The organism is Nitrospirillum pindoramense, from assembly GCF_007827955.1.
Classification (GTDB): Bacteria; Pseudomonadota; Alphaproteobacteria; order Azospirillales; family Azospirillaceae; genus Nitrospirillum; species Nitrospirillum amazonense_B.
This window is the reverse complement of sequence record NZ_VITR01000008.1, coordinates 291,618-315,239: the sequence shown is the minus strand read 5'-3', so window position 1 is coordinate 315,239 and position 23,622 is coordinate 291,618. Positions and strand designations below refer to the sequence as shown.

The window sequence follows — 23,622 nt, the reverse complement described above, 5'->3', positions numbered from 1 at the left end:
AATACACCCGATCCCATCCCGAACTCGGCCGTGAAATCCCCCAGCGCCAATGGTACTGCGTCTTAAGACGTGGGAGAGTAGGTCGCCGCCAGGTCCATCAGACGCACAGCACGCCAACCGCAGCAGCCGTCGCTTCCCCAGACCCTCATCGCAATGATCCCCACCCCATGCACCAACGTCCGCGGGGTGGAGCAGCCCGGTAGCTCGTCAGGCTCATAACCTGAAGGCCGCAGGTTCAAATCCTGCCCCCGCAACCATCTTAACTTGCTCGATCAAGTCGTCCGAACAGCCCGCCTCGCAAGAGCGCGGGCTGTTGCTCGTTTGGGGCTTGGCCGCGCCGGCCGCGGCGATGGTGAGGATGCCGGCGAGATCGCCGTGCAGCTCGATCCGCAAGCCATCCGCCGCTGGGGTCAGAACGATGCGGCTGACCAGCGACCGGATCAGCTCAGCGGCGCGGGGGCGCGTCTCTTCCTGTTGCAGGGACTCATGCAAGGCGGCAACCCGCTCCCGATAAACCAGCGCCATGCTCGGGTGAAGAACCGGTGGCGGGTCTTCGGCTGATGCCAGGACAGAAATGAGCTGTTGCCGCCGGGTCTCCAGCTTGCCGCTTCGCTCTTTAACGACGTCGATCGGTATTGCGTCCTTTAAATAAAGGTCCACCAGTTTCTGAAGCTCACGCTCGGTACGCTGCAACTCCGTCCGTGCAGAACTGAGGGCAGAACTCGCCTCCATCCGTCGCTCATTCATGCGGCGGGTGAACTCCTCGCAGAACACCGCGAAAAGGGCGGGGTCCATGAGGTGTTTCTGCAGTGCGGTCAGCACCCGGGTTTCCAAGGCGTCGCGGCGGATGTTGAGGCGGTTTTGGCAGGTTCCTTTGTTGCGGGCGGTGGAGCAGCCGACATGAGCCCCGGAGATCATGGAATAACCGCCGCCGCAGCACCCACATTTGGTCAGCCCGGAAAATAGATATTTGCTGCGTTGCCGCTCATGAAACGCGTTGGCGTCACCGGTGTCGTGGTCGATGTTGAGGGCCGCCTGCCGCTCCTTCACCCGGTCCCATAGACATTGGTCGATGATCCGCAGGTTCGGAACATCTTGCACCACCCAGTCCGCGTCGTTGTTCAGGCGGGAAACCCGCTTCCCGGTGTCGGGATCTTTGATATAGCGGAGTCGGTTCCAGACCAGACGCCCGATGTAGAGTTCGTTGTTGAGGATGCCGGTGCCCCGCCGCCGGTTGCCGTTGATGGTGCTGAAGCTCCATTCACCGCCGCCTGGTGCGGGAACGGCAGCTTCGTTCAACTCGCTGGCGATACGCTTGGGCGACCGACCGTCGGCATACGCCCGAAAAATCCGCCGCACGACCGCAGCCTCGGCCTCATTGATGACGCGGTCGCCACGGGTGACCGGGCCGTCCGCAGCTGGCTGCCGCACCACGTCATAGCCGTAGGCGTTGCCACCGCCGGATTTACCGAGCTCGACCCGGCCGCGAAGCCCCCGGTGGGTCTTGTCGCCCAGGTCCTTGAGGAACAGGGCGTTCATGGTGCCTTTGAGGCCGACATGCAGGGCGCCGACCTCGCCCTCGGCCAGGGTGACGATCTTGACGCCCGCGAACGCCATGCGCTTGAACAGGCCAGCGATATCCTCCTGGTCGCGGCTGAGGCGGTCCATGGCCTCGGCCAGCACGATGGCGAACGTCCCCCGTGTCGCGTCCTGGATCAGTTCCTGGATGCCGGGACGCAGCAGTGACGCGCCGGACATGGCGCGGTCGGTATAGCTATCGGTGATTGTCCACCCCTGACGCTCGGCATGGAGCCGACAGAGCCGTAGCTGATCTTCAATCGACGCGTCGCGCTGATTGTCGGAACTGTAGCGGGCGTAGAGCGCGACCTTGGTCATCCCGGCCTCTTGCTACTTGGGCTTCGCCTTCGGCTGTCGCGCGGCGTCAAAATATTGATCAGCCGCGTACCGCGCGAGCAGCCGGACCAGTTCCACCAGTCGGGGATCCGGCATGAGCGCAGGCCGGAAGGTGAGCAGGTCGCCGACTTTACCCTTCCCAGTATCTGGACGCTCTATCGTGCCGGACTTTTCCATGGTGCCGCAACCCGCTCTCAAGAGGCATTGCCGTCTGGATAGACATGAACCTGGGGCTGTCCGGTGCGAGGGAAACCCTATCACAGGCCGGATCGCGCACTGACCTGCCAACGGCGGCAATCGCCTAAGCAATCGTAGCGGCGGATTACGGCAGGGGGCCAATGGCGGTCCAAGGACACTCTTGGTCTCTGACCCTGGTATTTGGGGAGAGGGGGCCCTTCGCCCCCTCTCCCCCGCGAGTGCCGGACGCCGCCCGGCAGGGCCGCGGCCGCGCAGGCCCGGCGACATGGTCATGATCACCGGGGCCGCGACGGTCCCGCCCGTCCTGGCAACCCGGCCGGGCGCGCCGGCGCTCGCCCCCCTCTCCCCCGCGCGGTCGCCCGCCTCCGGGAAGCACGCACGGGTGCTTCCCGGCGGGATTCTACCGATGGAGACGATCATGGGAGAGCTCTTGACCCTGCCTTTGTCCAAGCTCAGCGCGTCGGATGCCAACATGCGCAAGACCGCCCGCGACAGTGGGCTGGAGGAACTGGCGGCCAGCATCGCCGCCCACGGCCTCCTGCAAAACCTCACCGTCCGGCCGGTTCTCGACGGCCAGGGGCGGGAGACCGGCCGTTATGAGGTGGTGGCCGGCGGACGCCGGCTGGCGGCGCTCAAGCTCTTGGCCCAGCGCAAGCGCCTACCCAAGGCGGCCCCCATCCCCTGCGCCTTGCTGGGGACGGCCAACGCCCTGGAGGTCAGCCTGGCCGAGAACAGCTACGTTCCGCCCCATCCGGCTGACCAGTTCGAAGCCTTCCACCGTTTGCATGCCGCCGAGGGCTTGCCGGCTCTGGAGATCGCGGCCCGCTTCGGCGTGGCTGAGCGGACGGTGAAGCAGCGCCTCAAGCTGGGTGCCGTTTCCCCCCGGTTGATGGCGCAGTACCGCGAGGGGCTGATGACGCTGGAGCAGTTGACGGCCTTCGCCCTGACCGACGATCACGCCCGCCAGGAACAGGTGTGGGATGACCTGACCTGGAACAAGTCGGCGGACACCATCCGCCGCCTGCTGACCCAGGCCCATGTTCCCGCCACCGACCGGCGCGTCCGTTTCGTCGGCATCGCCGCCTTTGGGGCAGCGGGCGGCCCGGTGTTGCGCGATCTGTTCAGCGCCGATGACCAGGGCGTCTACCTGGAGGATGTGCCGCTGCTGGACCGGCTGGTGGCCGAGAAGCTGGAGGCCGAGGCGACGGCGGTGCGCGCCGAAGGGTGGCGGTGGGTGGCCGTCCATCCAGAATTCGCCTACGGCCTGGCCGCTGGCCTCCGCCGCGTTTATCCCGTGCCCGCACCGCTCGATGCGGACGAACAGGCCGCCTTGGACGCGCTGGAGCGGGAGTATGAGGCCCTGTCCACGCGCCTGGAGGGCGACGTGTCCACCGAGGCGGACACCGCCTTTCAGGAGCTGGAGGCCCGGATCGCCGCCTTGCGTGATCGTGAGGCCTATGATCCCGATGACATCGCGCGGGGCGGCGCCTTTGTCTGCCTAGGGGCCGATGGCGCCCTTCGGGTGGAGCGCGGCTTTATCCGGCCGGAGGATGAGGCGCCGCCTGAGCCCGTGCCGGAACCCGCCTCGTTTGCGGCTGCGCGGGACGAACCCGAGGCGATAGGCGCCGCCGTGGAAGAAGAACCGGACGGCCTGACGCTGTTGTCCGAGCGCTTGGTGGAGGAATTGACCACCCACCGTACCGCCGGGCTCCAGGTGGCACTGATGGACCGGCCCGACGTCGCCTTGGCCGCCGTGGTGCATGCCTTGGCGCTGCCCCTGTTCCATGGTGGCGGTTACCTGCCGCAAAGCTGCCTGCGGTTGGAGGCGGCGCCCGTGGTCTTCATCAATCCCGTGGCGGATGGTTCGGCCGCCCGTGCCGTCGCCAGCCGCCATGACGACTGGGCCCGGCAGTTGCCATCCTCGCCGGATGAGCTTTGGGCGTGGGTGGCGGCGCAGGAAACCACCGTGCTGGCCCGTCTGCTGGCGTTCTGCGTGGCCACCCTGGTCCATGGCGTGCAGGCGCCCTGGAGCCATGATCCGCGCCGTCTGGCCCATGCCGATGCCCTGGCCACCATCCTGGACCTGGATATGAGCCGGCATTGGTCCGCCACAGTCGACAGCTATCTGGGGCGGGTCACCAAGGCCCGTATTGTGGAGGCGGTGGGCGAGGGGGTGTCAGCGCGCGACGCCGAGGCGATCAGCGGCTTGAAGAAGGGGGAGATGGCGGAGCAGGCCGAACGCCTGCTGGCCGGCAGGTCCTGGCTGCCTGCCCTGTTGCGCACGGTGCGGCGCGAACCGGCGCCGACGTTGGATCAGGCGGCGGAATAGCGAGGTGTCAGGAAGGCGGGGCCGGGCTGACCGGCCCCGCCGGCCTCACGCCGCCTTCTTGGCGACGCGCTTCCTCTTGGCCGGTTCCGCAGCCGGGACGGCCACCGTGTCGCGCTGGGCACGGGTGCCCAGGCCGTTGGCCTTGGCCAAACCCGACCGGTGCTCGGCGTAATTGGGCGCCACCATGGGATAATCCGAGGGCAGGCCCCACTTGGCGCGGTACTCGTCCGGCGTCAGGTTGTAGGCCGTGCGCAGATGGCGCTTCAGCATCTTCAGCTTCTTGCCGTCCTCCAGGCAGACGATGTAGTCCGGCGTCACCGAGCGGCGCACCGGAACGGCGGGCGTCAACGGCTCTGGCGTGGCCGCCACCGCCGGCGGGTTTTCCAACGCCACCAGCTTGTCGTAGGTGGCCTTCAGCAGGGACGGCAGGTCCGCCACATCCACGCGGTTGTGGGAGACATAGGCGGCCACGATGTTGGTGGCCAGGTTCAGGGTCGAGTCGGACATTTGCGTACCATCGTCATTGGGGCCGAGCATGGGCAGAGAGGCCATGCTCAAATAAGATGATGATCGTGCAAATCAAGGCGCATGAATAGCCCCTACATAATTAAATTATGTCCATAATCATTATTTATCTGGTCGGAAAGCGGGCCGAATCGGAAATGAGTGATTCAGCGACGGAAATAAAATAGATTTGCTCAGTGCAGCCGAGTATGCGACGCCTGTTCCACGCCGCCCCGGGTGACGGAATTCGATCGCTCCGCTTTTGGCGCCAGCATGAAGACACCCATCACGGAAACTGGCTTTTGCTGGCTGATATGATGAACAGGCAGGGCCAGCAGACCCAATACCTCCTGCCGACTGGGGATTTCATCATAGGTGGCGACCGCCGTTTTACCGGCGTGATAGGCGGGGGCACCGGGCAGGCTGGCGCTGATATCGAAGCGGCTGGCCAGCAGGTTGCCGGCGCTCCAGCCGACGTCATGCCAGCGGGGTGGGGTCGCGTGCAGGTCCGCCACCACCAGAAAGTCGCGGTAGGGCGCCTGAATCCGTTCCCGCACCGCTGGCCAGGGGGGATAGCCGTCACCCACCCGCGCCCGCATCCAGGAGACCAGCAGGTTGAAATGCCCGGCATGGCGGATTCCTCGCACCTGCGGCGCCTGAGCTATCGCCAGGGCGAAAACCATTGGATCAGTGTAATGGGACAGGGGCATCGTCCGTCTCCCATGCCGGTAGGGGTTTACCGTGAGAGACAGAATGCAGAACATATTCTGCATTTTCAACCGCGAGATCGCGTCGCGCCGCTTACGCCGACGTGAGTGAACGCACTCACTTGAGACGCGGTAAGGTTCCAATAATGATGTTTGGTAAACCGGATTTAAGTCGTTCTACGGCTTGATCAGCAAATAAGCTTCGACATTAAGGGCAGTCGCGATTTGTTCCAATTTGTCGAGACTGATGGAGTTTCGCTTGCGCTCGATCAGGCTGATGTAAGTACGATCAACCTCTGCCAAACCAGCGAGATCTTCCTGTGACAGGCCCTTGTCTTTTCTCAGTCGCCGGAGGTTCTCAGCGAGGATGGTGCGCAGATCGCTCATGGCCGAAACATGAACGTCTGTCGAATATATTGCCACGGAACATATTCTGAATCATATTTTGCAGTAATAGGCTGGTAGAGGGCGCGAAGGGTGGTGGTATTTCCCGTTATTGACCGCCCTTGATCCGCTCTCCCGTCACGGCAGAGGGAACACCCTGACGGCTCCGGCCCGGTCCACCTCGAACAGGTGACCGGCGGCGGGCTCACCCGCCTGCACGCGGGCCTCGACCGCTTCCGCGAGGATGACAGTCAGCGCCACCTGCTGCTGGCGCCCCACGGCGTCCAGCAGTATGGCCAGCCCCGGATGGCCAGGGCTGGCCCGGCCCAGGCGGCGGAAGTCGTCGGCGTTGCTGGTGACCACGATGTACTGGCGCTCCAGGGCCCAGGCCAGCACCGTGTCGTCCGGCTGGCCGCTCAGGCCCACCTCATTCACATGCGCCGCGTCATATCCCAGGGTATCCCGCAGATGGCGGGCGACCTGGGGCGACAGGTTCTCATCGATCAGGAAGCGCGAGGCCACAGCTTGCCGCTCGGTCGGCCCCGCAAGGGGTTGGCCTTGGCGTACAGGGCCGCCACCTCCAGGGTGTCGCGGTCCAAGGCCGGATAGTCTTCCAGAATGCTGTCGACATCGTCCCCGGCCTCCAGCCGGCCCAAAATCGATTGGGCGGTGATGCGGGTCCCCTTGATCACCGGGGCGCCGCCCAGGATGGCGGGGTCCTTGACGATGATGTCCGCCGCCCGGTCATACAACGCCAGGCGTCGGCGGGTACCTTCCAAGGCCTTGACGGTATCGATGCGGACGACCTCGCCCAGCACCACGTCACGCCGCTGCGGGTCTTCCCGCAGCAGGTTGTAGACCGTCGCCGGGGAGAGGCGGACTTCCGCCGGCAGGGCCTCCAGCAGGGCGAAGGCCAGCAGCGCCGTTTCAGTGAGCTGCCGCCGGCCGGTCTTGCCCAAGGCGCGGGCGGGGATGGCCTGGCGGGTGATCGCCCGCTGGATGGCGGCCAACGGCGCGCCGGTGATGGCGGCGGTCTCTTGCGGGCTGTAGCTGGGCAGCGGCATAATTCGTGTCCTCGTGGACATCAATTTAGGCCTTGCGCCTGGCAGCGGCAAGGGACTTGGTCCCGGTTTGGGGAAGGGGCCGCAGTGCCATCACGGCACCTTGGCAAAGGCGGCGGTCATCGCCAGCGTCTTCCGAGAACACCGGTGCCAGGGGCGCCCGTCACGGCCTCTCGTCAGGTGACCCTGGCCGAAAGGGAAGCTCTGTCCCGCAACGGCGGTTGCCGCGTTTTATTCCCCGGCGCCGCCGGCGGCGCCTCCTCGCGCACCAATAAAACGCGGCACCCGCCGTCCTTCGCTGTCGCTGCGGCCGCCAGGGCGGTGCGGGCGCTTCCCCCTCGGCCGGTCGGATCACCATCGAGGCCGCGACGGGCGGCCCCGGACCATCCCAGGAGACGACATCATGGCGACCATCGGCACCTTCACCAAGGACGAGAACGGCAACTACACGGGCTCCGTCCGCACCCTCTCCGTCAACGCCAAGGCCCGCATCACCGCCGAGGCCGACAAGGCCAAGGACAACGCCCCCGATTTCCGCGTCTACGTCGGCTCCGCCGAGATCGGCGCCGCCTGGAAGAAGACCGCCCAGGATACGGGCCGCCCCTACCTCTCCCTGAAACTGGACGATCCCAGCTTCGCCCAGCCCATCTACGCCAGCCTGGTGGAGATGGACGACGGCAAGGGCTACAGCCTCATCTGGTCCCGCCGCAACGGCAACTGACCGCCCCGCCTGATCCCCACCAGCGGCGCCCCGTCCACCCCGGCGGGGCGCCTTTTCTTTTTCTGCGAAGCCGCTTCGGCGCAAATCCAGGTTTCAGCAAATCCGGGGGGCAGGGTTTGCGGAGAGCCGGAACTCCGGCTCCATCCTTGTCAGCCCCGCGCCGCCAGGGGCGGACCCTGGGCCCTCCCTCCCCGCGAATGCCGCCTGGCGCCCGGCAGGGCTGCGGTGCCCTGGGCGGGCCCTTGGCCCACCCGTTCCCCGCCAAGCCCGGCCGGGCCATGCCGCATTCGCCCCCACCCACCCCGCGCGGTCACCCGCCTCCGGGAAGCAGCAGCCGCTGCTTCCCCTCGTCATCTTACCTGCAAGGAGACAGATCATGAGCCTGGTGACCCAAACCCTTGACGCCGACCCCGTGGCCGCCCCGTTCAAGGTGGATGTAACGCGCGGCCGGCGGGTTGGCCGCGTTTCTTCAGAATGGTTCTCGCGCCCGGCGGACGAGCGCTATCTCAGCTTGGCCGACCTCTATGACGCGGTGCGCGACCAGGCCGACCGCTCCCGCACCCGCACGGTGGAGAGCCGGCATATCCTGGTGGAGGCCCACCGCGACGATCCGGACAGCCTGGCCCTGCGCCTGCCGGGGGACGGGGCCGCCCTGGCGCCGACCCACTGGAGTTTCGGCCAGTTGGCGGGCCTGGTGGGCGCGCCCGCTGGCTATTTGCGGCAGCTTCCCGCACCCCGGCCGGCATCAATTTGCAATACGGCTTGACTCATCATCGGGCCGAACAGGTTGTCAATCGGCAGCGTAACGGGACCCCGTATCGGCGCCCAATAGGGACCCCAGTGATGTGCTGGCAATCGGGTTGTCCCGGTAGCGCATAGGAGGGCCCCGTCCCCGGAGCGCAGCGCCTCCGGCGATGCGCGAAGCGGAGGGGATGGGGGGTGCCTGTGTGCCCACCGGGGGAACCCGCGGGGGTGGGGTCCGGGGCGGGGGGCAGTGATGGGAGGGCGGTCAGGCGCGGTTCTTGAAGCGCCAGCTCTCGTTGCCGGTCTCGACGATCTCGCAGTGATGGGTCAGGCGGTCGAGCAGGGCTGTGGTCATCTTGGCGTCGCCGAAGACGGACGGCCATTCGCCGAAGGCGAGGTTGGTGGTGACGATGACCGAGGTCTGTTCATAGAGGCGGCTGATGAGGTGGAACAGGAGCTGGCCGCCCGCCTGGGGGAACGGCAGGTAGCCGAGTTCGTCCAGGATGATGAAGTCCAGGCGGCTGAGGTGGTCGGCCAGCCGCCCCTGGCGCCCCAGGCGGCTCTCGGCCTCCAGCTTGTTGACCAGGTCGACGACGTTGAAGAAGCGGCCGCGCCGCCCACCCCGGATGCAGGCGCGCGCGATGGCGATGGCTAGGTGGCTCTTGCCGGTGCCGGTTCCGCCGACCAGGACGACGTTGCGCTGATGGGCCAGGAAGTCGCCGCCCGCCAGGTCGCGGACCAGGGTCTGGTTGATGGGCGTGCCCTCGAACGCGAAGTCGTCGATGTCCTTGGCCAGGGGCAGCTTGGCGATGGTGATCTGGTAGCGGATGGAGCGCGCCTGCTTCTCGCTGATCTCCGCGCTCAGCAGGTCGCCGACGATGCGCTGGGGTTCGTGCTGGCGCTTGACGGCCGTAGTGATGATCTCGTCATACGCCGCCTTCATGCCGTAGAGCTTCAACTCGGCCATGGCGGCCAGGATTTCCGGGCGCTCCATCACTGTACCCTCCTCAAGGTGTCGTACCGGGCGCAATCGGCCACCGGCGCATGGTGCAGCATCAGCGTGGCGGGCGTTTGGATGGGCGCCGGCGCCGCCGCTTCCCGCCGCCGGGCCAGGATGTTGAGGATGACGGCGGCGGAATGGACGTTCTCGCGCAGCGCCTCGGCACAGGCCGCCTCCACCGCCGGGAGTCCGTCGCTCAGCACCGCCGTCAGGATGTCGACCATCTGCCGGTCGCCGTCGTCGCTGCCTGCCAGCTTGCGCCGCACCCGGTCCAGCGCCGTGGGCAGCACCCAGTCCTTGAAGGGCGCGCCGTTGCGCAGGGCCCCCGGCTTGCGCGCCAGCACCGGCACATAGTGCCAGGGATCGTAGACAGTGCGGTCGCGGCCGAAGCAGCGGGCGTGCGTCCCCACCACTTGGCCGTCCTGGCGCAGCTCGATCCGGTCGGCATAGGCCCGCACCTCCACCGGGTGCCCCACCGCCTTGGCCGCCACCGAGTACTTGTTGTGGTCGAACCGCACCAGGCAAGTCTTGGACACCGACGCCGGGGTGGCGTGGAAGCCGTCGAACCGCCCCGCGTAGCCCACCAGGCTGGGCCGTTCCGCTTCGAACATCTCCCAGACGGTACGGTCCCGCTGCTCAGGATGCCGGTGCGCCCTGGCGTAGGCGATGCACTGGTCCAGCAGCCAGCCATTCAGCTCCTCGTAGCTCGCCACCCGCAGGCGCGGCGTGAAGAACCGTTCCCGCACCAGGCCCACCTGGTTCTCAACCTGGCCCTTCTCCCATCCCGCCGCCGGGGTGCAGGCCACCGGCTCCACCAGGTAATGGCTGCACATCTGCTGGAAGCGCCGATTGTAGGCCCGCTCCTTGCCCACGAAGATCGCGTCCACCGCCGTCTTCATGTTGTCGTAGATCCCGCGCGTGCACGTGCCCTTGAAGAAGGCGAACGCCCGGTCGTGGGCGTCGAACACCATCTCCTGCGTCTCGCGCGGATATGCGCGCACGAACAGCATCCGGCTGTGGCACAGGCGGACGTGCGCCACCTTCACCGTGACCGTCACCCCGCCGATCAGCACCACCTCGTGGCTCCAATCGAACTGGTAGGCCTCCCCCGGCGCGAAGCTCAACGGCACATAGGCCGCCGCCTGCGACGCCCCGCGCGCCTTCTGCCAGGAACGGGCGTAGCGCCGGACGGCATCATAGCTGCCGTCATACCCAGCACCCCGCAGATCCTCGTAAATCCGAACCAGCGTCAGACGCTCGCGCGCCGCCTTGGTCTCGTTGGCCAACAGCAGCGCATCCAGCCGCCCCCGCCACGGGCCGATCTTCGGTTGGGGTTGTGCCGTCCGCTCGTACCGGAACTCCGTCGCCTCCGAACGAAGCACCTTGCGGACTACCTTCCGCGACAAACCCAGTTCACGGCAGATCGCCTTGATCGGCTTCTGCTGAACAAAGTAGGCGCGCCGGATCTTCGCGATCGTCTCCACCACCAGCATCCCAATCAAGGCTCCCGCCATTGCCATGGGAGCCAGTATGGACCCGTACAAAAGGGGTCCCGATTGGACGCCGATCACCCCTTATACGGGGTCCTTATTCCATGCCGATTCACACTGTAAACTCGGTGCTTCGCCATGACCCCACTCCTGCAAGGCCCGACATCACCGTCAATCTTTTATACCCGCTGTGTCCACCCCAAGGGGCGCACTCCACTGTTCCAGGAAGCCCCAGTCGATCTTCCCCGCCAGCTCCACCAGTGGATGCTTCAGGTCGATGATCTGGTCCAGGGCTGGACGCAGAAGGTCTTTCTGACGGGTATCCCGTGGTCGTGACATGGCCTGTTCCCACCGCTGTTCACAGCGGGAATCGAATCACGAAACGGCCCAAAAGGGGATCCCAAATCGCAGGAAAGCGGAGGCCGAGCCCCCGCTTTCCTGCAAATCCGATTACTGATCGGGCGCTGAAACACTCACTGTGCCAGCGCCTTAGCGATCATTCACAGACGACTGATCAGAGCCATGCTTAACCAGGGACTACTTTCGTAGCGGCCTGATTGTCCGGTTTCCCAACCGGTTCAGTCCGTCGTGACTGGTGATCGCTGGATCAATTCACCCAGCACCAAGCAGGCATCCGCTTCCAGCGCCTGAGCCACTTCAATGAATTCCACAACGTCCAGCCTCCGCTCGCCTCCCTCGTATTTCGCGACGAAAGACTGAGGGCGGCGCAGTCGGGTTGCCACCTCGGTCTGCGTTAGGCCCTTCGCCTTGCGCAATTCGATGAGCAGGCTTTGCAGTTGCTGTTGCTGGGGCGATCGAAGGGACTTGGGCATGAAAACCGGCGGATTGCTGAAGCTGATTTTGTCGATAATCCCAATTGCGGATTATCCCATTATAGGATAATGGTGGTTTTGTAAGCCCGACAGAGACCTAATCATAGGCCCACCATGACAGCCCTTCACACTCGCTACGCCTGCCTCGATAAAAAATATTAGCTGTTGACGGGCAGCGCCCTCCGTCGGAAGCATACTCAGGCTTGTTTGCCCGGCCCTGCGGCCAACAATTCAACGATGGCGGCAGCAGTCGCCAACATCTTGTTGTCCAATTGCCGTGCAGCGTCGTTCAGACGAGCCATAGCTTCAGCCCGGCGGGGATCGTCCCCTTTTTCATCGACGAAGAATTCAGCCAAGGGTACGCCGAGCCCCTGCGCCAGCAGATCCAGCGTATCGTAGCTAGGCAGCGAGACTCCCCGCTCCAGGTTCGAAATGGCATCGGGCGATCGGTCAATAAGAGCCGCCAGGGCTTCTTGACTGAGCCCCCTTCGGTTGCGGATGGCCTTGATCCGCATTGCTACGCGAGTTCGAACGTCCATTTCCGCATGATGAGCGGAAAAAGATATTGCCGGAACGGACTAGCGTACGGTATATTCATTGATATCCGCACGTAACTTCGGTTTCAGAATTTTCCGAAACTCGCGGTTCGTGCAAACCCTTGCACGCCTCTCCCACAGACGCGGATTGCCTCCACCATGCGCTCCCTGCTCCGCACCACCGCCCGTCTCACCGTAATCGCCAGCGTCGGCCTGCTGCTGACCGCCTGCGGCGACAACAACCCGGTGCTGGGGAAATGGGAGATGTCCAAGGCGGCTACGAAAGAGCAGCAGGAGGCGGCCATCTTCGGTGAGACAGTCGAGTTCACCGCGGGCGCCATGGTCCCCAGCAACGGCTTTCCTGCCGTCCCGGTGAGCTACAAGCACGATGGCGACACCTGGTTCATCGTCACAGCCGATGGTCACAGCATCACCGCCCACCGCACCAAGAACGACCTGACGCTCGAGGTCCCGATGCTCGGTTCCGTCCCCTTCGTCAAAGCCAAAGGCTAGGCAGTCGCCAAGGCGGCTGCCGTATTCCCCGCCCCCGGCCCCAGCCGGCGGCCCGCCTGGATTTGCGGCTTGAAAGCCCGTCCGGTTCGGCCGCCGTGCGCCCCGACAGACGTAGGTGCATCATGAGATCAGTGACTGGAAGACTCAGCCTTCTTGGCAATGGCATCGTTGCAGGAAAGTTCAGCAAGTATTCCGTGGTGAAGATCGGCGACATCGTCCTGAACAATATTCATATCGCGGAATCGCTGGATAGCTTCCTCAACGTCCACGCCCAAGGCGATACAACCATTTATTGGAACGGAAACTGGCTGAGTGGCCGACAGATCCGGGCGATCAGGACTCCCTCCGGCGACCTGTACTACCTCAAGAGGTCCATTCTCTTCGTCACGTTCTTCGTTGTTTTCAGCATCCTGACTATCCCCATCCTGGGGTTTGGCCTCCTGCTACTGCCGGCCCTCCTCGCCGACTTCAACTATTGCCTCGCCGCTACCGAGTTCAAGGCTCAGGGCGGTATCCCGATCCCACTCTGACCGCCGGATAAAGGACAATCATCATGACCATGCGCGGCAAAACCAAACGTCCGCCGGTGGCCAAGGCCACGGTTTAAGCGCGCCTGGGCTTCGCTGGCCTGGGCACTGTCCCAGGCCAGTTCCGGAGCCCCATCATGGTCCGTGTTGCCCTTTTTTCTGACCTCCACCTCGATTCCGCCCCCTGGACACCACCCACCGACCTGCAGGCCCACATCGTCGTCCTGGCCGGTGATTTGAACGTCAAGGCCCGTGGCCTGCCCTGGCCCGACGCCAGGGCTGTGTTCGGGTGCGACCATGTCCTGGCCGTCGCCGGCAACCACGACATCTTCGGCAGCAGCATCGATGACGGCATGGATAGGCTGCGGACCAGGCTGGCCAGCCAGGGCGTGACCTTGCTGGAACGGGACGAGGCCATCGTCCACGGCATCCGGTTCCTAGGTTGTACCCTGTGGACCGACGTCCGACTGTTCGCCGGTGCCGACGACCGCCTGGTCAGAGCGGATGCTGCGATGCTGGTGGGCGACGCCTACAGTCCCCACATGCGGGATTATCGGCAGATCAGGGTGGCCGGGGGCGGCTACCGCCGCCTGCGCCCCTTGGACACGGCCACCCTCCACCACCAGTCGGTGGAATGGTTGGAAGGCCGTCTGGCCACCCCACACAACGGCCCCACCATCGCGGTCACTCACCACGCTCCGTCCGCCCGGTGCCTGCCGGCGTGGGCGCAGCAGGATCGGTGGTCCTGCGCCTACGCCAGTCACTTGGACTGGCTGGTGGAGCGGTACCAGCCGGATGCCTGGTGCTACGGCCACATCCACGACCCGCCACCCAACCTCGCCATCGGCCGCACGCCCCTGTGGGCCAATCCCCGTGGCCATGGCGACAACATTCACGACCACAACCCCTCTTTCGATCCCTACGGCTTGCAACAGGAGTTCTGAAACATGGACAATCTTGACTGCCTCACCATCGACGATGTGGAGCGTTTGCTCGACGCGGCCCCCGCCCACTCCGTCCTGCCCATCGACGTAGAGTTCGCCCGTCGGATGATCCTGGACACGATCGAGGGTACGGACTTGGACCTGCAATTGGGGGGCACCCAGAGCAGTGACCACCAAGTCATCCCCGATGCCCAGACCGCCGCGTTGCTGCTGGTACCGAGTGCTGATTGGCTCCGGCCGGTTCGGGCGGCCCTCCGCCACCTGCTGAACAACCGGACGGCCGACGACACTGGCGACCACACCGACGACCCGTGGATGGTGCCGGAAAGCCCCGGCCCCCTTTCGTGGGATACCGCAGGTGCTGCGGTGACGGACGCCTGGCATCAGGGACGAAGCGTGGTCGGGGTGGCTTTCTCAGCCGACGACCTGCCCCTCGAGTTCTGGTGCTTGCCGAGGCGCGGGCAGGCCCGGCTGCCGGGGCCGACAAACCTGCAGGTCATGCAATTCATCGACGACCGGACGGGACAGTGGCCCAACTTCCCCTACGAACTGCTACCGGACCCCTTCGCCAGCCAGGTGGTCCCCAGCGACCTGGCACTAGGGTGGTACGACGGGATCACAGCCGACGATTGGCTGGCCGCGGTCCGTAAGTCCCTTGCCACGCGGACGAGTTTTCAACGGCGGATGCAGGCGGCCACCGAAGCGCCGCCGGCACCTGAGGTTCAAGGACTTCCGGCGGGGCCGACGCTGGACCAACTAGCGGGAATGGATGAAGCGGTGGCCTGGGGGCGTCAGTTGGCCGAGGACTTGGCCGACTACCGCGCCGGCCGGATCGGGTGGGATGCGGTTGAGCACGGCGTCGTTTTGGCCGGCCCGCCGGGCACGGGCAAGACCACGTTCGCGGCGGCCCTGGCGCGCAGCTGCGGTGTGCCGCTGATCCTCGGCTCCCACGCCAGCTGGCAAGCGGCGGGACACCAGGGTGAGATGCTGAAGGCCATGAACGCCACCTTCGCCGAGGCCGCCGAGGCCAGTCCCTGCATCCTGTTCATTGATGAGATCGACGGCTTCACCAGCCGCACGGCCAGCTCTCACGGGTACAACAGCACCTACCAGCGCCAGATCGTCAACGCCCTCCTGGAGCACTTGGACGGCGTGGAGGGACGGCAGGGCGTGGTCGTCGTCGGGGCCACCAACATGCCCGAGGTGGTCGAGCCGGCCCTGCTGCGGCCCGGCCGCCTGGAACGGGTGATCACCATCCCGGTACCGGACACGGCGGCGCTGATCGGCATTTTCAGGCACCATCTGGGGACGGACCTGCCCGGTGCCGACCTGTTCCAGGTGGCGGCCATCGCCGCCACGGGTGGCGCCACGGGGGCCCATGTGACGCAGTGGGTGCGGGGGGCGAGGCGGGTCGCCAGGAAGGCGCGGCGGTCCATGCGCTTGGGTGACCTGATGCAGCAGTTGGCGTCACTGGATCCAGCGGCTGATGGAACCGCCATCGCGGTCCTCGTCCCCATCGGCGGAATGCAGTGAGCCTGCACGATCACACCAGGACAGCCTGCGGATGCCTGAAAAGGCTCCGCAGGCGCTTTCTGTTAACGTATGGCCCGTCCCATCCACAGATGGTTTGACGATCCCGCCTTGATCAGTCTGCTTCAACGTATCCGGCCTCGGGGCGATGCCCCCGGCCAAGATGGAGATCCGCGCAGTTCGGTCCTCATAATCGGCCCGGCCTCGAAGGCCGTTGACAAAGCCCAGGTTTCCGCACTGCCGTTCGACTGTCAGGTCATCTCGTCCTACCGCCCGCAGACACCGGCGACCGTGCGCATCATTGACCGCGCGCCGATCAATTTCGTCTCTTGCCGCCACGGCATGCTCCGCACCGAAGCCCTGTCCACCCGTCAGGACGGCCGAGGCGATGCGCGCCAGTTTGTTGGCGAGCGCCACCACCACGGTGTTCTTGTGGGCGCGCTCCAGCAACCCTTTTACCCAGCGGCCGAGCGGCGTGTCGCGCTCGACCAGCAACGGCAGCACCGCCCGGGCGCCGTGGATCAGGTTCTTGCGCAAGTAGCGGTTGCCGCGCTTGCTGATGCCGAGCAGCTTGGGTTTGCCACCCGTCGTCATCTGGCGCGGCACCAGCCCCAGCCAGGCGGCCGGCCGCCACCAGCGCCGTCGCGTTGATGCTGCCAATGCCAGGCACCGAGATCAGGCGGCGGACCGTCTCGTCGTTGCGTGCCTGGGCGACAAACTCAATGTCGAACGCGGCGATCCGATGATCCAGCCCCTGCCATTCCTCACGCAAATCGCTGACCAACTGGCGGATGCGGGGGCTCAAGCCCAACGCCTCGTCGGCCAGGATGCCGGGCAATTCCTTTTCCAGCTTGCGCCGCCCCTGCGCCACGGTGATGCCCCGTTCCAGCAGGAGTGCCCGCAGGTGGTTGATCAGCGCGGTCCGGTCGTTCACCAAACGCTCCCGCGCCCTGTGCAGCGATTGCATGTCCGACTGCGCTTCCGTCTTCACCTCGACAAAGCGCATCGTCGGCCGCGTCGCCGCTTCCGCGATCGCCTCCGCGTCCCGGTTGATGGCATGGACCACCCCCGTCCCAAACTGAGGAGTAGAGTGGGGCGTCTCCAGCCACAGAGGTGTTGCCATATCCACCGTTGTAAAGATCGGCCTCGACCTCGCCAAATCCGTTTTCCAGATCCACGGTGTGGATGATGCCGGCCAGACGGTACTGCGCCGTCGCTTGTCCCGATGCGAACTGGTTTCGTACTTTGCCAGATTGCCACAATGCCTGGTTGGGATGGAGGCCTGCTCTGCCGCTCACCATTGGGCCCGTGAACTCTCCCGCCTCGGACATTCGGTTCGATTAATCCCGCCCCAATACGTCAAGCCGTATGTGAAGCGGAACAAGACGGATGCTGCCGACGCTGAGGCGATCTGCGAAGCCGTGGCCAGGCCGAACATGCGCTTCGTCCCGGTCAAGACGCTCGATCAGCAAGGCGTGCTGTCGCTTCATCGCGTGCGCGCGGCCTTTGTTCGCCAACGAACGGCCGCGATCAACACGGTACGCGGACTGCTGACGGAATTCGGCATCGTCGCGGGCAAAGGCATCCAGCGGATTGCTGAACTCCGACAGCGGATGGACAAGGTTGGCGGCGATCTCCTCCCGGACGAGGCGCGTGCCGCGATCAGTGAGGCGTTTGAGCACATCGATACCTTGAGCACCCGGATCGCGTCCGTGGAGGCGCGGATCGTCGCTTGGCACAAGAGTTCGGCGGCCAGCCGGCGGCTTGCGTCGGCTCTGGGCGTGGGGCCGATCACGGCGAGCGCCATCGTCGCCAGCGTCGGCGACGGACGATAGTTCCAGTCGGCCCGGCACTTCGCGGCCTGGCTTGGTCTGACGCCGAGGATCCAGGCCAGCGGTGGCAAGGAACACATCGGTAGGATCAGCAAGGGCGGCGACCGTTATCTCCGTGCCCTGTTAGAATTTGAGGACAAATGTATTCATTCGCGCCGAAGGGGAAGCAAGCTCAAGTCGACGTGTAACAGGTCATCCTTCCCGCGCGATCAAGTGCAGAAACGACCCCGCGACGCTGCCCCGCCGGCTCCCCAGGGGGCCCAGGTCGGTGCCGTCGGCGGCCTCGGCCGTCAGCAGGGGGGCGTCGGCGCCCGGGGTCAGGACGCTGGCGTAGTGGAACTCGTGGCCTCGGAAGCGGCTGCCGGCGGGGCCCAGGGCCATGTCGGCCAGGGTGGTGATGAGGCGATAGCCCAGGTGCAGCTTGCGCTTGGCGAAGCTGGTCTGGACGGATAGCAGGCCCAGCATCTCATGTGCTTGGCCATCCGCGTCCACCAGCATCTCGCCCAAGGTCATGTAGCCGCCGCACTCCCCAAAGATCGCGGCACCCTGGGCGGCCAGGGCGTGCATGCCGGCCTTGAAGGTTCGCGCCGCCGCCAGCCGGCCAGCATGCAACTCGGGGTAGCCGCCGGGCAGCACCACGGCGTCGGCCCCAGAATCGGGTGCCTGGTCGGCCAGGGGGGAGAACGGCACTATTTCCGCCCCCGCCGCGCGCCAGCCGGCCAGGACATGGGGATAGGCGAAGCTGAAGGCGGCGTCGCGGGCCAGGGCGATGCGCTGGCCCGGTGGCGGCAAGGCGGCCATTGCCGTTGTGATGCTCGGCGCGTAGGGCACGGCCAGGGCCGCCAGGCGATCCAGGTCCACATGCTCCGCCACCCAGGCGCCTAGGGCGGCCAGCCGTTCGGTCAGCGCCTCGGTCTCGGAGGCCTGCACCAGGCCCAGGTGGCGCTCCGGCAGGGCATGGCCGGGGGTGCGGGGCAGGGCGCCCAGCACGGGGATGCCCAGCGCCAGGATGGCGCCCTCGATCAGGTTGCGGTGGCGGGGGCTGGCGATGTTGTTCAGCACCACGCCGGCCACGCGCACGTCGTCCCGGTAGGTGGCGAAGCCCTTCACCACCGCCGCCACCGACTGCGACGCTCCGCGCCCGTCCACCACCAGCACCACGGGCCAGCCCGTGCGGGCGGCGATGTCGGCGGTGGCGCCGTTGCCCCAGGCGCCCACCCGGGCCACGCCGTCGAACAGGCCCATCAGGGCCTCGCAGATCAACAGCTCCCCGCCGCTCGACGCTTGGGCAGCCAGGCTGTCGACCAAGGCTGGCGGCATGGCCCAGCTGTCCAGGTTCAGGCTGGGGTGGCCACAGGCGGCGGCGTGGAAGGCCGGGTCGATGTAATCGGGGCCGGACTTGGCGGCGCGCACGTCGATCCCGCGCGCGCGGAAGGCCGCCAGCAGGCCCAGGGTCAGGGTGGTCTTGCCGGAGCCCGAGGCGGGGGAAGCGATGATGAGGCCCGGCGCCAAGCGATCAATCATCAGATGGAACCCCCAGCCAGTCCAGGGTGCCGCGCAGGGCCACGATGGCGCCGATGACGATGATGGCTGGCGGCGCCAGCCCGCTGTCCGCCAGGTCGCGGGCGCAGGTGGCCAGTGTGCTGGTCAGCACCTTCTGCCGGGGGGTGGTGGCGTCGCAGATCACGGCCACGGCGGTTTCCGGCTCCAGGCCGCCCGCCATCAGGGCCTGGGCGATGTCCCCCAGGCCGCGCCAGGCCATGTACAGGATCAGCGGCGCCTTGGTCGCGGCCAGGGCCGCCCAGTCCGCCCCGCCGCCGGCCGAATGGCCGGTGGCCAAGATCACGGCCTGGTTGGCGGTGCGATGGGTGGCGGGAATGCCGGCATAGGCGGGCCCCGCCAGGCCGGCGGTGACGCCCGGCACCACGCGGAAGGGCACGCCGGCGGCCACGAGGGCCAGCGCCTCCTCACCCCCCCGGCCGAAGACAAAGGGGTCCCCCGCCTTCAGGCGCAGCACGCGCAAGCCCTGGCGCCCCAGTTCCACCAGGCGCAGGCTGATATCCTCCTGCGCCGGGGAGGGCCGTCCGCCGCGCTTGCCGGCGAACTCCCTCACCGCGCCGGGGTTGGCGAAATCCAGGATGCGCTCATCCACCAGCGCGTCGTAGACGATATGGTCGGCCTGGCGTAGAGCATGCAGGGCCAGCAGCGTCAGCAGGCCGGGGTCGCCCGGTCCGGCACCCACCAGCCAGACGCTGCCGGGCTGGAACACGGGAAGGGCTAGGGGCGGCAGGGTCGGGTCAGTCATGGATGGAAACGGCGATAGCGATGCGGAAGGAACGGTGGGGCGCGACCTGCGCCCCGGCTGGACCACCGGCGCCTGCGCCACGGCGGCGGCGGCGGCGGCCACAGCCGCCCTGTTCGGCGGCGACTTCCCGGATCCGGTCACCATCACCCTGCCCGGCGGGCAGCAGCCAGCCTTCGCCCTGGCCGTGACGGCCAGGGGGGACGGCTGGGCCGAGGCGGGCGTGATCAAGGACGCGGGCGATGATCCGGATGTGACCCATGGCGCCTTGGTGCGGGCCCGGGTCTGGGCGGGGGCGGACGGCGGTGGGGTCGTCTTTCGCGCGGGCCCCGGGGTCGGTACCGTGACCCTGCCGGGCCTGCCCCTGCCGGTGGGTGAGCCCGCCATCAACCCCGTGCCCCGCGCCATGATCTGCGCGGCGGTGACGGCGGCGGCCCAGGCTGCTGGCCGGGTCGTCGGGGACTTGGCCCCCGATCTTGTGGTGGAAATCGGCATCGACAATGGTGAGGCGCTGGCCCGGCGCACCCTGAACGGCCGCCTGGGCATTATCGGCGGCCTGTCGGTGCTGGGCACCACCGGCATCGTCGTGCCCTATTCCTGCGGCGCCTGGATTGCCAGCATCCACCGGGGCGTGGACGTGGCCCGGGCGGCGGGCCTGCCCCATGTCGCCGCCTGCACCGGCCGCACGTCGGAGGCGACGGTGGCCCGGCATTATGGCTTGTCCGAACAGGCCCTGCTGGACATGGGCGATTTCGCCGGCGGCACGCTCAAGTACCTGCGCCGTCATCCCGTGCCGCGCCTGACCATCGCCGGCGGCTTCGCCAAGCTGGGCAAGCTGGCCCGGGGACTGATGGACCTTCATTCCAAGCGCCACGCGGTTGATTTGGACTGGCTGGCCGGCGTGCTGGCCGATCTTGGCGCCGACGCCGACCTGCTGGCCCAGGCGCGGGGCGCCAACACCGCCTTGCAGGTGCTGCACCTGGCTGATGCCGCCGGCCTGCCCGTGGCGGACCGGGTGGCGACGATGGCGCGGGACGTGGCGGTGGGGGTGTTGGGGGATGCGCCCATCACCGTCGACGTGCTGGTCATCGACCGCCAGGGCGGCATCATCGGTCAGGCTGGCGGCGTGGCGGACACTCACTCCCCCCTCCCGCGATAGCGCCGCTGATACCCGGCATCGTACAGGGCGCTGGCGCGGAAATCCTCCGTCCCCAGGGTCCGGCCCACTAGGATCAAGGCGGTACGGTCGATGGGGTTGGCGGCCACCTGGGCGCCGATGTCGGCCAGGGTGCCGCGCAGCACCCGTTCCTCGGGCCAGGAGGCACGGTAGACCACCGCTGCCGGGCAGTCGGCGCCGTACAGCGGGGCCAGGCGCGCCACGACCTGGTCGATGACATGGATGGACAGGTGGATGGCCAGCGTGGCGCCCGACGCGCCCAGCACCTCCAACGTCTCATTGGCCGGCATGGCCGAAGCCCGGCCGCTGGTGCGGGTGATGACCAGGGTCTGGCTGACCTCCGGCAGGGTCAGCTCCCGGCCCAGGGCGGCGGCGGCGGCGGCGAAGGCCGGCACGCCGGGCGTGATGGTGTAGGGGATGCCCAGGTCCTTCAGGGCGCGCACCTGTTCGCCCAGAGCGCTGTAGACCGACAGGTCGCCGGAATGCAGGCGGGCCACGTCCTGGCCGGCGGCGTGGGCCGCCTGGAACTCCGCCACGATTTCCTCCAGCGACAGCGGGGCCGTGTCGACGATACGGGCGTCCGCCGGGGCATGGGAAAGCACAGCGGCCGGCACCAGCGACCCGGCGTAGAGGCAGACGGGGCAGCGGGCGATCAGGTCGCGTCCGCGCAGGGTCAGCAGGTCGGGCGCGCCGGGTCCGGCGCCGATGAAGTGCACGGTCATGGAAGAATGCCTTCGGAACAGGCCACGGCGCAGGTGCTGGCCGGCCCCTGGATGCGGGGCAGCACCAGGTGGGCCCTTGGGTTGCCGGGGGCGCCGCAGGCGACCAGGGCTGCCGCCTCCGCCACCGGAGGCAGGCCGTAGCCGGGTGCCGCGCTGGGGGTGAGGGTGGTCACTGTCTGCAGGGCGATGGGGTCCAGGCCCGCCAGGGGCACCTTCAGCCGGTCCGCCGCTTGGACCAACGCCGGCTCCGTCGCCTTGCCGGCCAGGGTGCAGAGCATCAGGCCTTCCGGCGGCGCGGTCCAGCCCAGGTGCTTGAACGCCTGGGCCAGGAGATCCTGGATCTCGGCGACTCCGACATCCCGGCGGCAGCCGATGCCGATGGCCCAGGGGGCGGGAAGACGGGGGGTGGGCAGGGCGGTCATGATGGCTTGTCCGCGCGCCACAGGGTGACGGGCATCAGGGGCCGCCATCCCCGGAAATTCCCCAGCGGCACCGCGCGCTCCACCGACAGCCGCGTCAGCGACCCGCCCAGCGTGGTGTGCCATTGTGAAAGTGCCGCCTCCGTTTCCAGCGTCACCGCCGTGGCGACCAGCCGGCCGCCGGGGCGCAGCGCCTGCCAGCACGCCTCCACCACGCCAGCGCCGGTCAGGCCGCCACCGATGAAAACAGCATCCGGCGGGGGCAGGTCCGCCAGCGCGTCCGGCGCCGCGCCCTCGCGCACGGAAAGGCCCGGCACGCCAAAGCTCAGGGCGTTGGCGCGAATGGAATCCGTGCGGTCAGTCCGGCTTTCCACCGCCACGGCGCGGTTGGCGGGATCGGCCAGCAGCCATTCGATGGCGACGGAGCCTGAGCCGGCACCCACGTCCCACAGCATCTCCCCCCGGCCCGGCGCCAGGTGGGACAGGACCACGGCCCGCACCTCGCGCTTGGTGATCTTGCCGTCGTGCTGGAACCAGTCGTCGGGCAGGCCGGGGCCGCGCGGCAGCACCCGGGCGCCGGGGGTGATGGCGCAGGTCAGCGCGATGGTGTTCAGGTCCAGGACGTCAGCCTCGGTCCAACCGTCCGCCGTCGCGGCGCGCACGCGCTCCCGTGACCCGCCCATGGCCTCCAGCACCGTCAGGGCGCTGGGGCCGAAGCCCCGGTCGCGCAGCAGGGCGGCCAGCTTCGCCGGCGTGGTGCCGTCCCAGCTCAGCAGCAGCAACCGCGACCTGGGGAACAAGTGGGGGATGACGGTTTCCAACGGGCGGCCGTGCAGCGACAGACAGGTCACCTCCTGCAGCGCCCAGCCCAGGCGGGATGCCGCCAGGGTGAAGGCGCCGGGCGCCGGGAACGCCCGCGTCTCTTCCGCCGGCACCAGGCGGGCCAGCGTGGCGCCGATGCCGAACCAGTGCGGGTCGCCGCTGGCCAGGACCGTCACTTTCTGGCCGCGCCGGGCCAGCAGGGCGGGGAAGGCGTCGCTGAGCGGGCTGGGCCAGGCCAGGCGCTCCTGTCCCGCCGTCTCCGGCACCAGGGCCAGGTGGCGCACGCCGCCTACCACCAGCGTGGCTTCGGTCACCGCGGCACGGGCGGCAGACGCCAGGCCGCCCCAGCCATCCTCGCCGATGCCCACGATGGTCAGCCAGGGGGCGGGGGTGCTAGTCATGGCGCGCACACG

At 67.3% G+C, this 23,622-nt stretch carries 25 protein-coding genes, 1 tRNA gene, 1 rRNA gene and 3 pseudogenes; 12 read left to right on the top strand and 18 right to left on the bottom strand.

What is annotated here, in order from left to right; all coding sequences use genetic code 11:
- The 3 genes from rrf to FBZ90_RS28820 all read left to right on the top strand — a co-directional run.
- Window positions 1-94: ribosomal RNA gene (rrf, locus tag FBZ90_RS15745) — 5S ribosomal RNA — on the top strand; the annotation flags it as partial.
- A gap of 86 nt (window positions 95-180) precedes the next feature.
- A tRNA-Met gene (locus FBZ90_RS15740) sits at window positions 181-257 on the top strand.
- 64 nt (window positions 258-321) lie between these two features.
- Complete coding sequence (locus FBZ90_RS28820; protein ID WP_420872606.1) at window positions 322-561, top strand: hypothetical protein; 240 nt, start codon at window positions 322-324, stop codon at window positions 559-561.
- A 255-nt stretch (window positions 562-816) separates the two neighbouring features.
- On the opposite strand, the pseudogene FBZ90_RS28815 reads toward FBZ90_RS28820, so the two are convergent.
- Window positions 817-1,896 (bottom strand): annotated as a pseudogene (locus FBZ90_RS28815) (recombinase family protein); the annotation flags it as partial.
- Window positions 1,897-1,908: 12 nt separating this feature from the next.
- Window positions 1,909-2,091: a hypothetical protein gene (locus tag FBZ90_RS15730; RefSeq protein WP_145733612.1), complete on the bottom strand. Its 183-nt coding sequence runs from the start codon at window positions 2,089-2,091 to the stop codon at window positions 1,909-1,911.
- Window positions 2,092-2,530: 439 nt separating this feature from the next.
- Here FBZ90_RS15730 and FBZ90_RS15725 point away from each other — a divergent pair, with 439 nt between their 5' ends.
- The gene (locus FBZ90_RS15725) at window positions 2,531-4,441 is read left to right on the top strand and encodes a ParB/RepB/Spo0J family partition protein (RefSeq protein ID WP_186455834.1); all 1,911 of its coding nucleotides are present in this window, start codon (window positions 2,531-2,533) and stop codon (window positions 4,439-4,441) included.
- A gap of 45 nt (window positions 4,442-4,486) precedes the next feature.
- Here FBZ90_RS15725 and FBZ90_RS15720 read toward each other — a convergent pair whose 3' ends face one another.
- From FBZ90_RS15720 to FBZ90_RS15700, 5 genes are all read right to left on the bottom strand, one after another.
- Window positions 4,487-4,948, bottom strand: coding sequence for a Ros/MucR family transcriptional regulator (locus FBZ90_RS15720; protein WP_145733610.1), 462 nt, complete (start codon window positions 4,946-4,948; stop codon window positions 4,487-4,489).
- 191 nt (window positions 4,949-5,139) lie between these two features.
- Window positions 5,140-5,655 (bottom strand): hypothetical protein, encoded by a 516-nt coding sequence (locus FBZ90_RS15715; protein ID WP_145733609.1) that lies wholly within the window; start codon window positions 5,653-5,655, stop codon window positions 5,140-5,142.
- Window positions 5,656-5,829: 174 nt separating this feature from the next.
- Window positions 5,830-6,039 carry a helix-turn-helix domain-containing protein gene (locus FBZ90_RS15710; RefSeq protein WP_145733608.1) on the bottom strand — a complete coding sequence of 70 codons (210 nt, stop codon included), beginning with the start codon at window positions 6,037-6,039 and terminating at the stop codon, window positions 5,830-5,832.
- A 135-nt stretch (window positions 6,040-6,174) separates the two neighbouring features.
- The gene (locus FBZ90_RS15705) at window positions 6,175-6,558 is read right to left on the bottom strand and encodes a DUF5615 family PIN-like protein (RefSeq protein ID WP_145733607.1); all 384 of its coding nucleotides are present in this window, start codon (window positions 6,556-6,558) and stop codon (window positions 6,175-6,177) included.
- A complete protein-coding gene (locus FBZ90_RS15700; RefSeq protein ID WP_145733606.1) occupies window positions 6,540-7,100 on the bottom strand; it encodes a DUF433 domain-containing protein in 561 nt (186 codons plus the stop codon). Before FBZ90_RS15700 ends, FBZ90_RS15705 begins: the two co-directional genes overlap by 19 nt.
- A 400-nt stretch (window positions 7,101-7,500) precedes the next feature.
- On the opposite strand from FBZ90_RS15700, the gene FBZ90_RS15695 reads away from it, so the two are divergent.
- Both FBZ90_RS15695 and FBZ90_RS15690 read left to right on the top strand, forming a co-directional pair.
- Window positions 7,501-7,818 (top strand): DUF736 domain-containing protein, encoded by a 318-nt coding sequence (locus tag FBZ90_RS15695; protein WP_145733605.1) that lies wholly within the window; start codon window positions 7,501-7,503, stop codon window positions 7,816-7,818.
- 376 nt (window positions 7,819-8,194) lie between these two features.
- A complete protein-coding gene (locus FBZ90_RS15690) occupies window positions 8,195-8,584 on the top strand; it encodes a hypothetical protein (protein WP_420872605.1) in 390 nt (129 codons plus the stop codon).
- Window positions 8,585-8,827: 243 nt separating this feature from the next.
- Here FBZ90_RS15690 and istB read toward each other — a convergent pair whose 3' ends face one another.
- The 5 genes from istB to FBZ90_RS15670 all read right to left on the bottom strand — a co-directional run bounded on the left by istB (window position 8,828) and on the right by FBZ90_RS15670 (window position 12,400).
- Window positions 8,828-9,556: an IS21-like element helper ATPase IstB gene (gene istB, locus FBZ90_RS15685; RefSeq protein WP_145733604.1), complete on the bottom strand. Its 729-nt coding sequence runs from the start codon at window positions 9,554-9,556 to the stop codon at window positions 8,828-8,830.
- On the bottom strand, window positions 9,556-11,055 hold the full coding sequence (gene istA / locus FBZ90_RS15680) for an IS21 family transposase (protein WP_145733641.1): 1,500 nt from the start codon (window positions 11,053-11,055) through the stop codon (window positions 9,556-9,558). Before istA ends, istB begins: the two co-directional genes overlap by 1 nt.
- A 168-nt stretch (window positions 11,056-11,223) precedes the next feature.
- The gene (locus tag FBZ90_RS27855; protein WP_186455838.1) at window positions 11,224-11,391 is read right to left on the bottom strand and encodes a hypothetical protein; all 168 of its coding nucleotides are present in this window, start codon (window positions 11,389-11,391) and stop codon (window positions 11,224-11,226) included.
- Window positions 11,392-11,630: 239 nt separating this feature from the next.
- On the bottom strand, window positions 11,631-11,885 hold the full coding sequence (locus tag FBZ90_RS15675) for a helix-turn-helix domain-containing protein (RefSeq protein WP_145733603.1): 255 nt from the start codon (window positions 11,883-11,885) through the stop codon (window positions 11,631-11,633).
- A 197-nt stretch (window positions 11,886-12,082) separates the two neighbouring features.
- On the bottom strand, window positions 12,083-12,400 hold the full coding sequence (locus FBZ90_RS15670) for a helix-turn-helix domain-containing protein (protein WP_186455833.1): 318 nt from the start codon (window positions 12,398-12,400) through the stop codon (window positions 12,083-12,085).
- A gap of 180 nt (window positions 12,401-12,580) precedes the next feature.
- On the opposite strand from FBZ90_RS15670, the gene FBZ90_RS15665 reads away from it, so the two are divergent.
- From FBZ90_RS15665 to FBZ90_RS15650, 4 genes are all read left to right on the top strand, one after another.
- Complete coding sequence (locus FBZ90_RS15665; RefSeq protein WP_145733601.1) at window positions 12,581-12,934, top strand: hypothetical protein; 354 nt, start codon at window positions 12,581-12,583, stop codon at window positions 12,932-12,934.
- Between the two features lie 122 nt (window positions 12,935-13,056).
- Complete coding sequence (locus FBZ90_RS15660) at window positions 13,057-13,464, top strand: hypothetical protein (RefSeq protein WP_145733600.1); 408 nt, start codon at window positions 13,057-13,059, stop codon at window positions 13,462-13,464.
- A gap of 134 nt (window positions 13,465-13,598) precedes the next feature.
- Window positions 13,599-14,405 carry a metallophosphoesterase gene (locus tag FBZ90_RS15655; RefSeq protein WP_145733599.1) on the top strand — a complete coding sequence of 269 codons (807 nt, stop codon included), beginning with the start codon at window positions 13,599-13,601 and terminating at the stop codon, window positions 14,403-14,405.
- Between the two features lie 3 nt (window positions 14,406-14,408).
- Window positions 14,409-15,938: an AAA family ATPase gene (locus FBZ90_RS15650; protein WP_145733598.1), complete on the top strand. Its 1,530-nt coding sequence runs from the start codon at window positions 14,409-14,411 to the stop codon at window positions 15,936-15,938.
- Between the two features lie 327 nt (window positions 15,939-16,265).
- On the opposite strand, the pseudogene FBZ90_RS15645 reads toward FBZ90_RS15650, so the two are convergent.
- A pseudogene (locus tag FBZ90_RS15645) lies at window positions 16,266-16,986 on the bottom strand (IS110 family RNA-guided transposase); the annotation flags it as partial.
- Between the two features lie 70 nt (window positions 16,987-17,056).
- Between FBZ90_RS15645 and FBZ90_RS15640 the strand changes: the two are divergent.
- Window positions 17,057-17,893: pseudogene (locus tag FBZ90_RS15640) on the top strand (IS110 family RNA-guided transposase); the annotation flags it as partial.
- Between the two features lie 66 nt (window positions 17,894-17,959).
- On the opposite strand, the gene FBZ90_RS15635 reads toward FBZ90_RS15640, so the two are convergent.
- Entirely contained in the window at window positions 17,960-19,291 is a 1,332-nt protein-coding gene (locus FBZ90_RS15635) for a cobyrinic acid a,c-diamide synthase CobB (protein ID WP_145733597.1), read from the bottom strand.
- The gene (gene cobA / locus FBZ90_RS15630; protein WP_145733596.1) at window positions 19,284-20,072 is read right to left on the bottom strand and encodes a uroporphyrinogen-III C-methyltransferase; all 789 of its coding nucleotides are present in this window, start codon (window positions 20,070-20,072) and stop codon (window positions 19,284-19,286) included. Before cobA ends, FBZ90_RS15635 begins: the two co-directional genes overlap by 8 nt.
- On the opposite strand from cobA, the gene FBZ90_RS15625 reads away from it, so the two are divergent.
- The gene (locus FBZ90_RS15625; RefSeq protein WP_145733595.1) at window positions 20,071-21,228 is read left to right on the top strand and encodes a cobalt-precorrin-5B (C(1))-methyltransferase; all 1,158 of its coding nucleotides are present in this window, start codon (window positions 20,071-20,073) and stop codon (window positions 21,226-21,228) included. The two genes, cobA and FBZ90_RS15625, sit on opposite strands and share 2 nt — an antisense overlap.
- On the opposite strand, the gene cobM is transcribed toward FBZ90_RS15625, so the two are convergent.
- From cobM to cbiE, 3 genes are read right to left on the bottom strand one after another with little or no spacing between them, the layout of a single operon-like run.
- Window positions 21,207-21,968, bottom strand: a complete 762-nt coding sequence (gene cobM, locus FBZ90_RS15620) for a precorrin-4 C(11)-methyltransferase (protein ID WP_145733594.1) — start codon at window positions 21,966-21,968, stop codon at window positions 21,207-21,209. The two genes, FBZ90_RS15625 and cobM, sit on opposite strands and share 22 nt — an antisense overlap.
- Window positions 21,965-22,390 carry a cobalamin biosynthesis protein gene (locus FBZ90_RS15615; RefSeq protein ID WP_186455832.1) on the bottom strand — a complete coding sequence of 142 codons (426 nt, stop codon included), beginning with the start codon at window positions 22,388-22,390 and terminating at the stop codon, window positions 21,965-21,967. The genes cobM and FBZ90_RS15615 overlap by 4 nt, the downstream gene beginning before the upstream one ends.
- On the bottom strand, window positions 22,387-23,610 hold the full coding sequence (gene cbiE, locus FBZ90_RS15610; RefSeq protein WP_145733592.1) for a precorrin-6y C5,15-methyltransferase (decarboxylating) subunit CbiE: 1,224 nt from the start codon (window positions 23,608-23,610) through the stop codon (window positions 22,387-22,389). The genes FBZ90_RS15615 and cbiE overlap by 4 nt, the downstream gene beginning before the upstream one ends.
- Window positions 23,611-23,622: the final 12 nt, after the last annotated feature.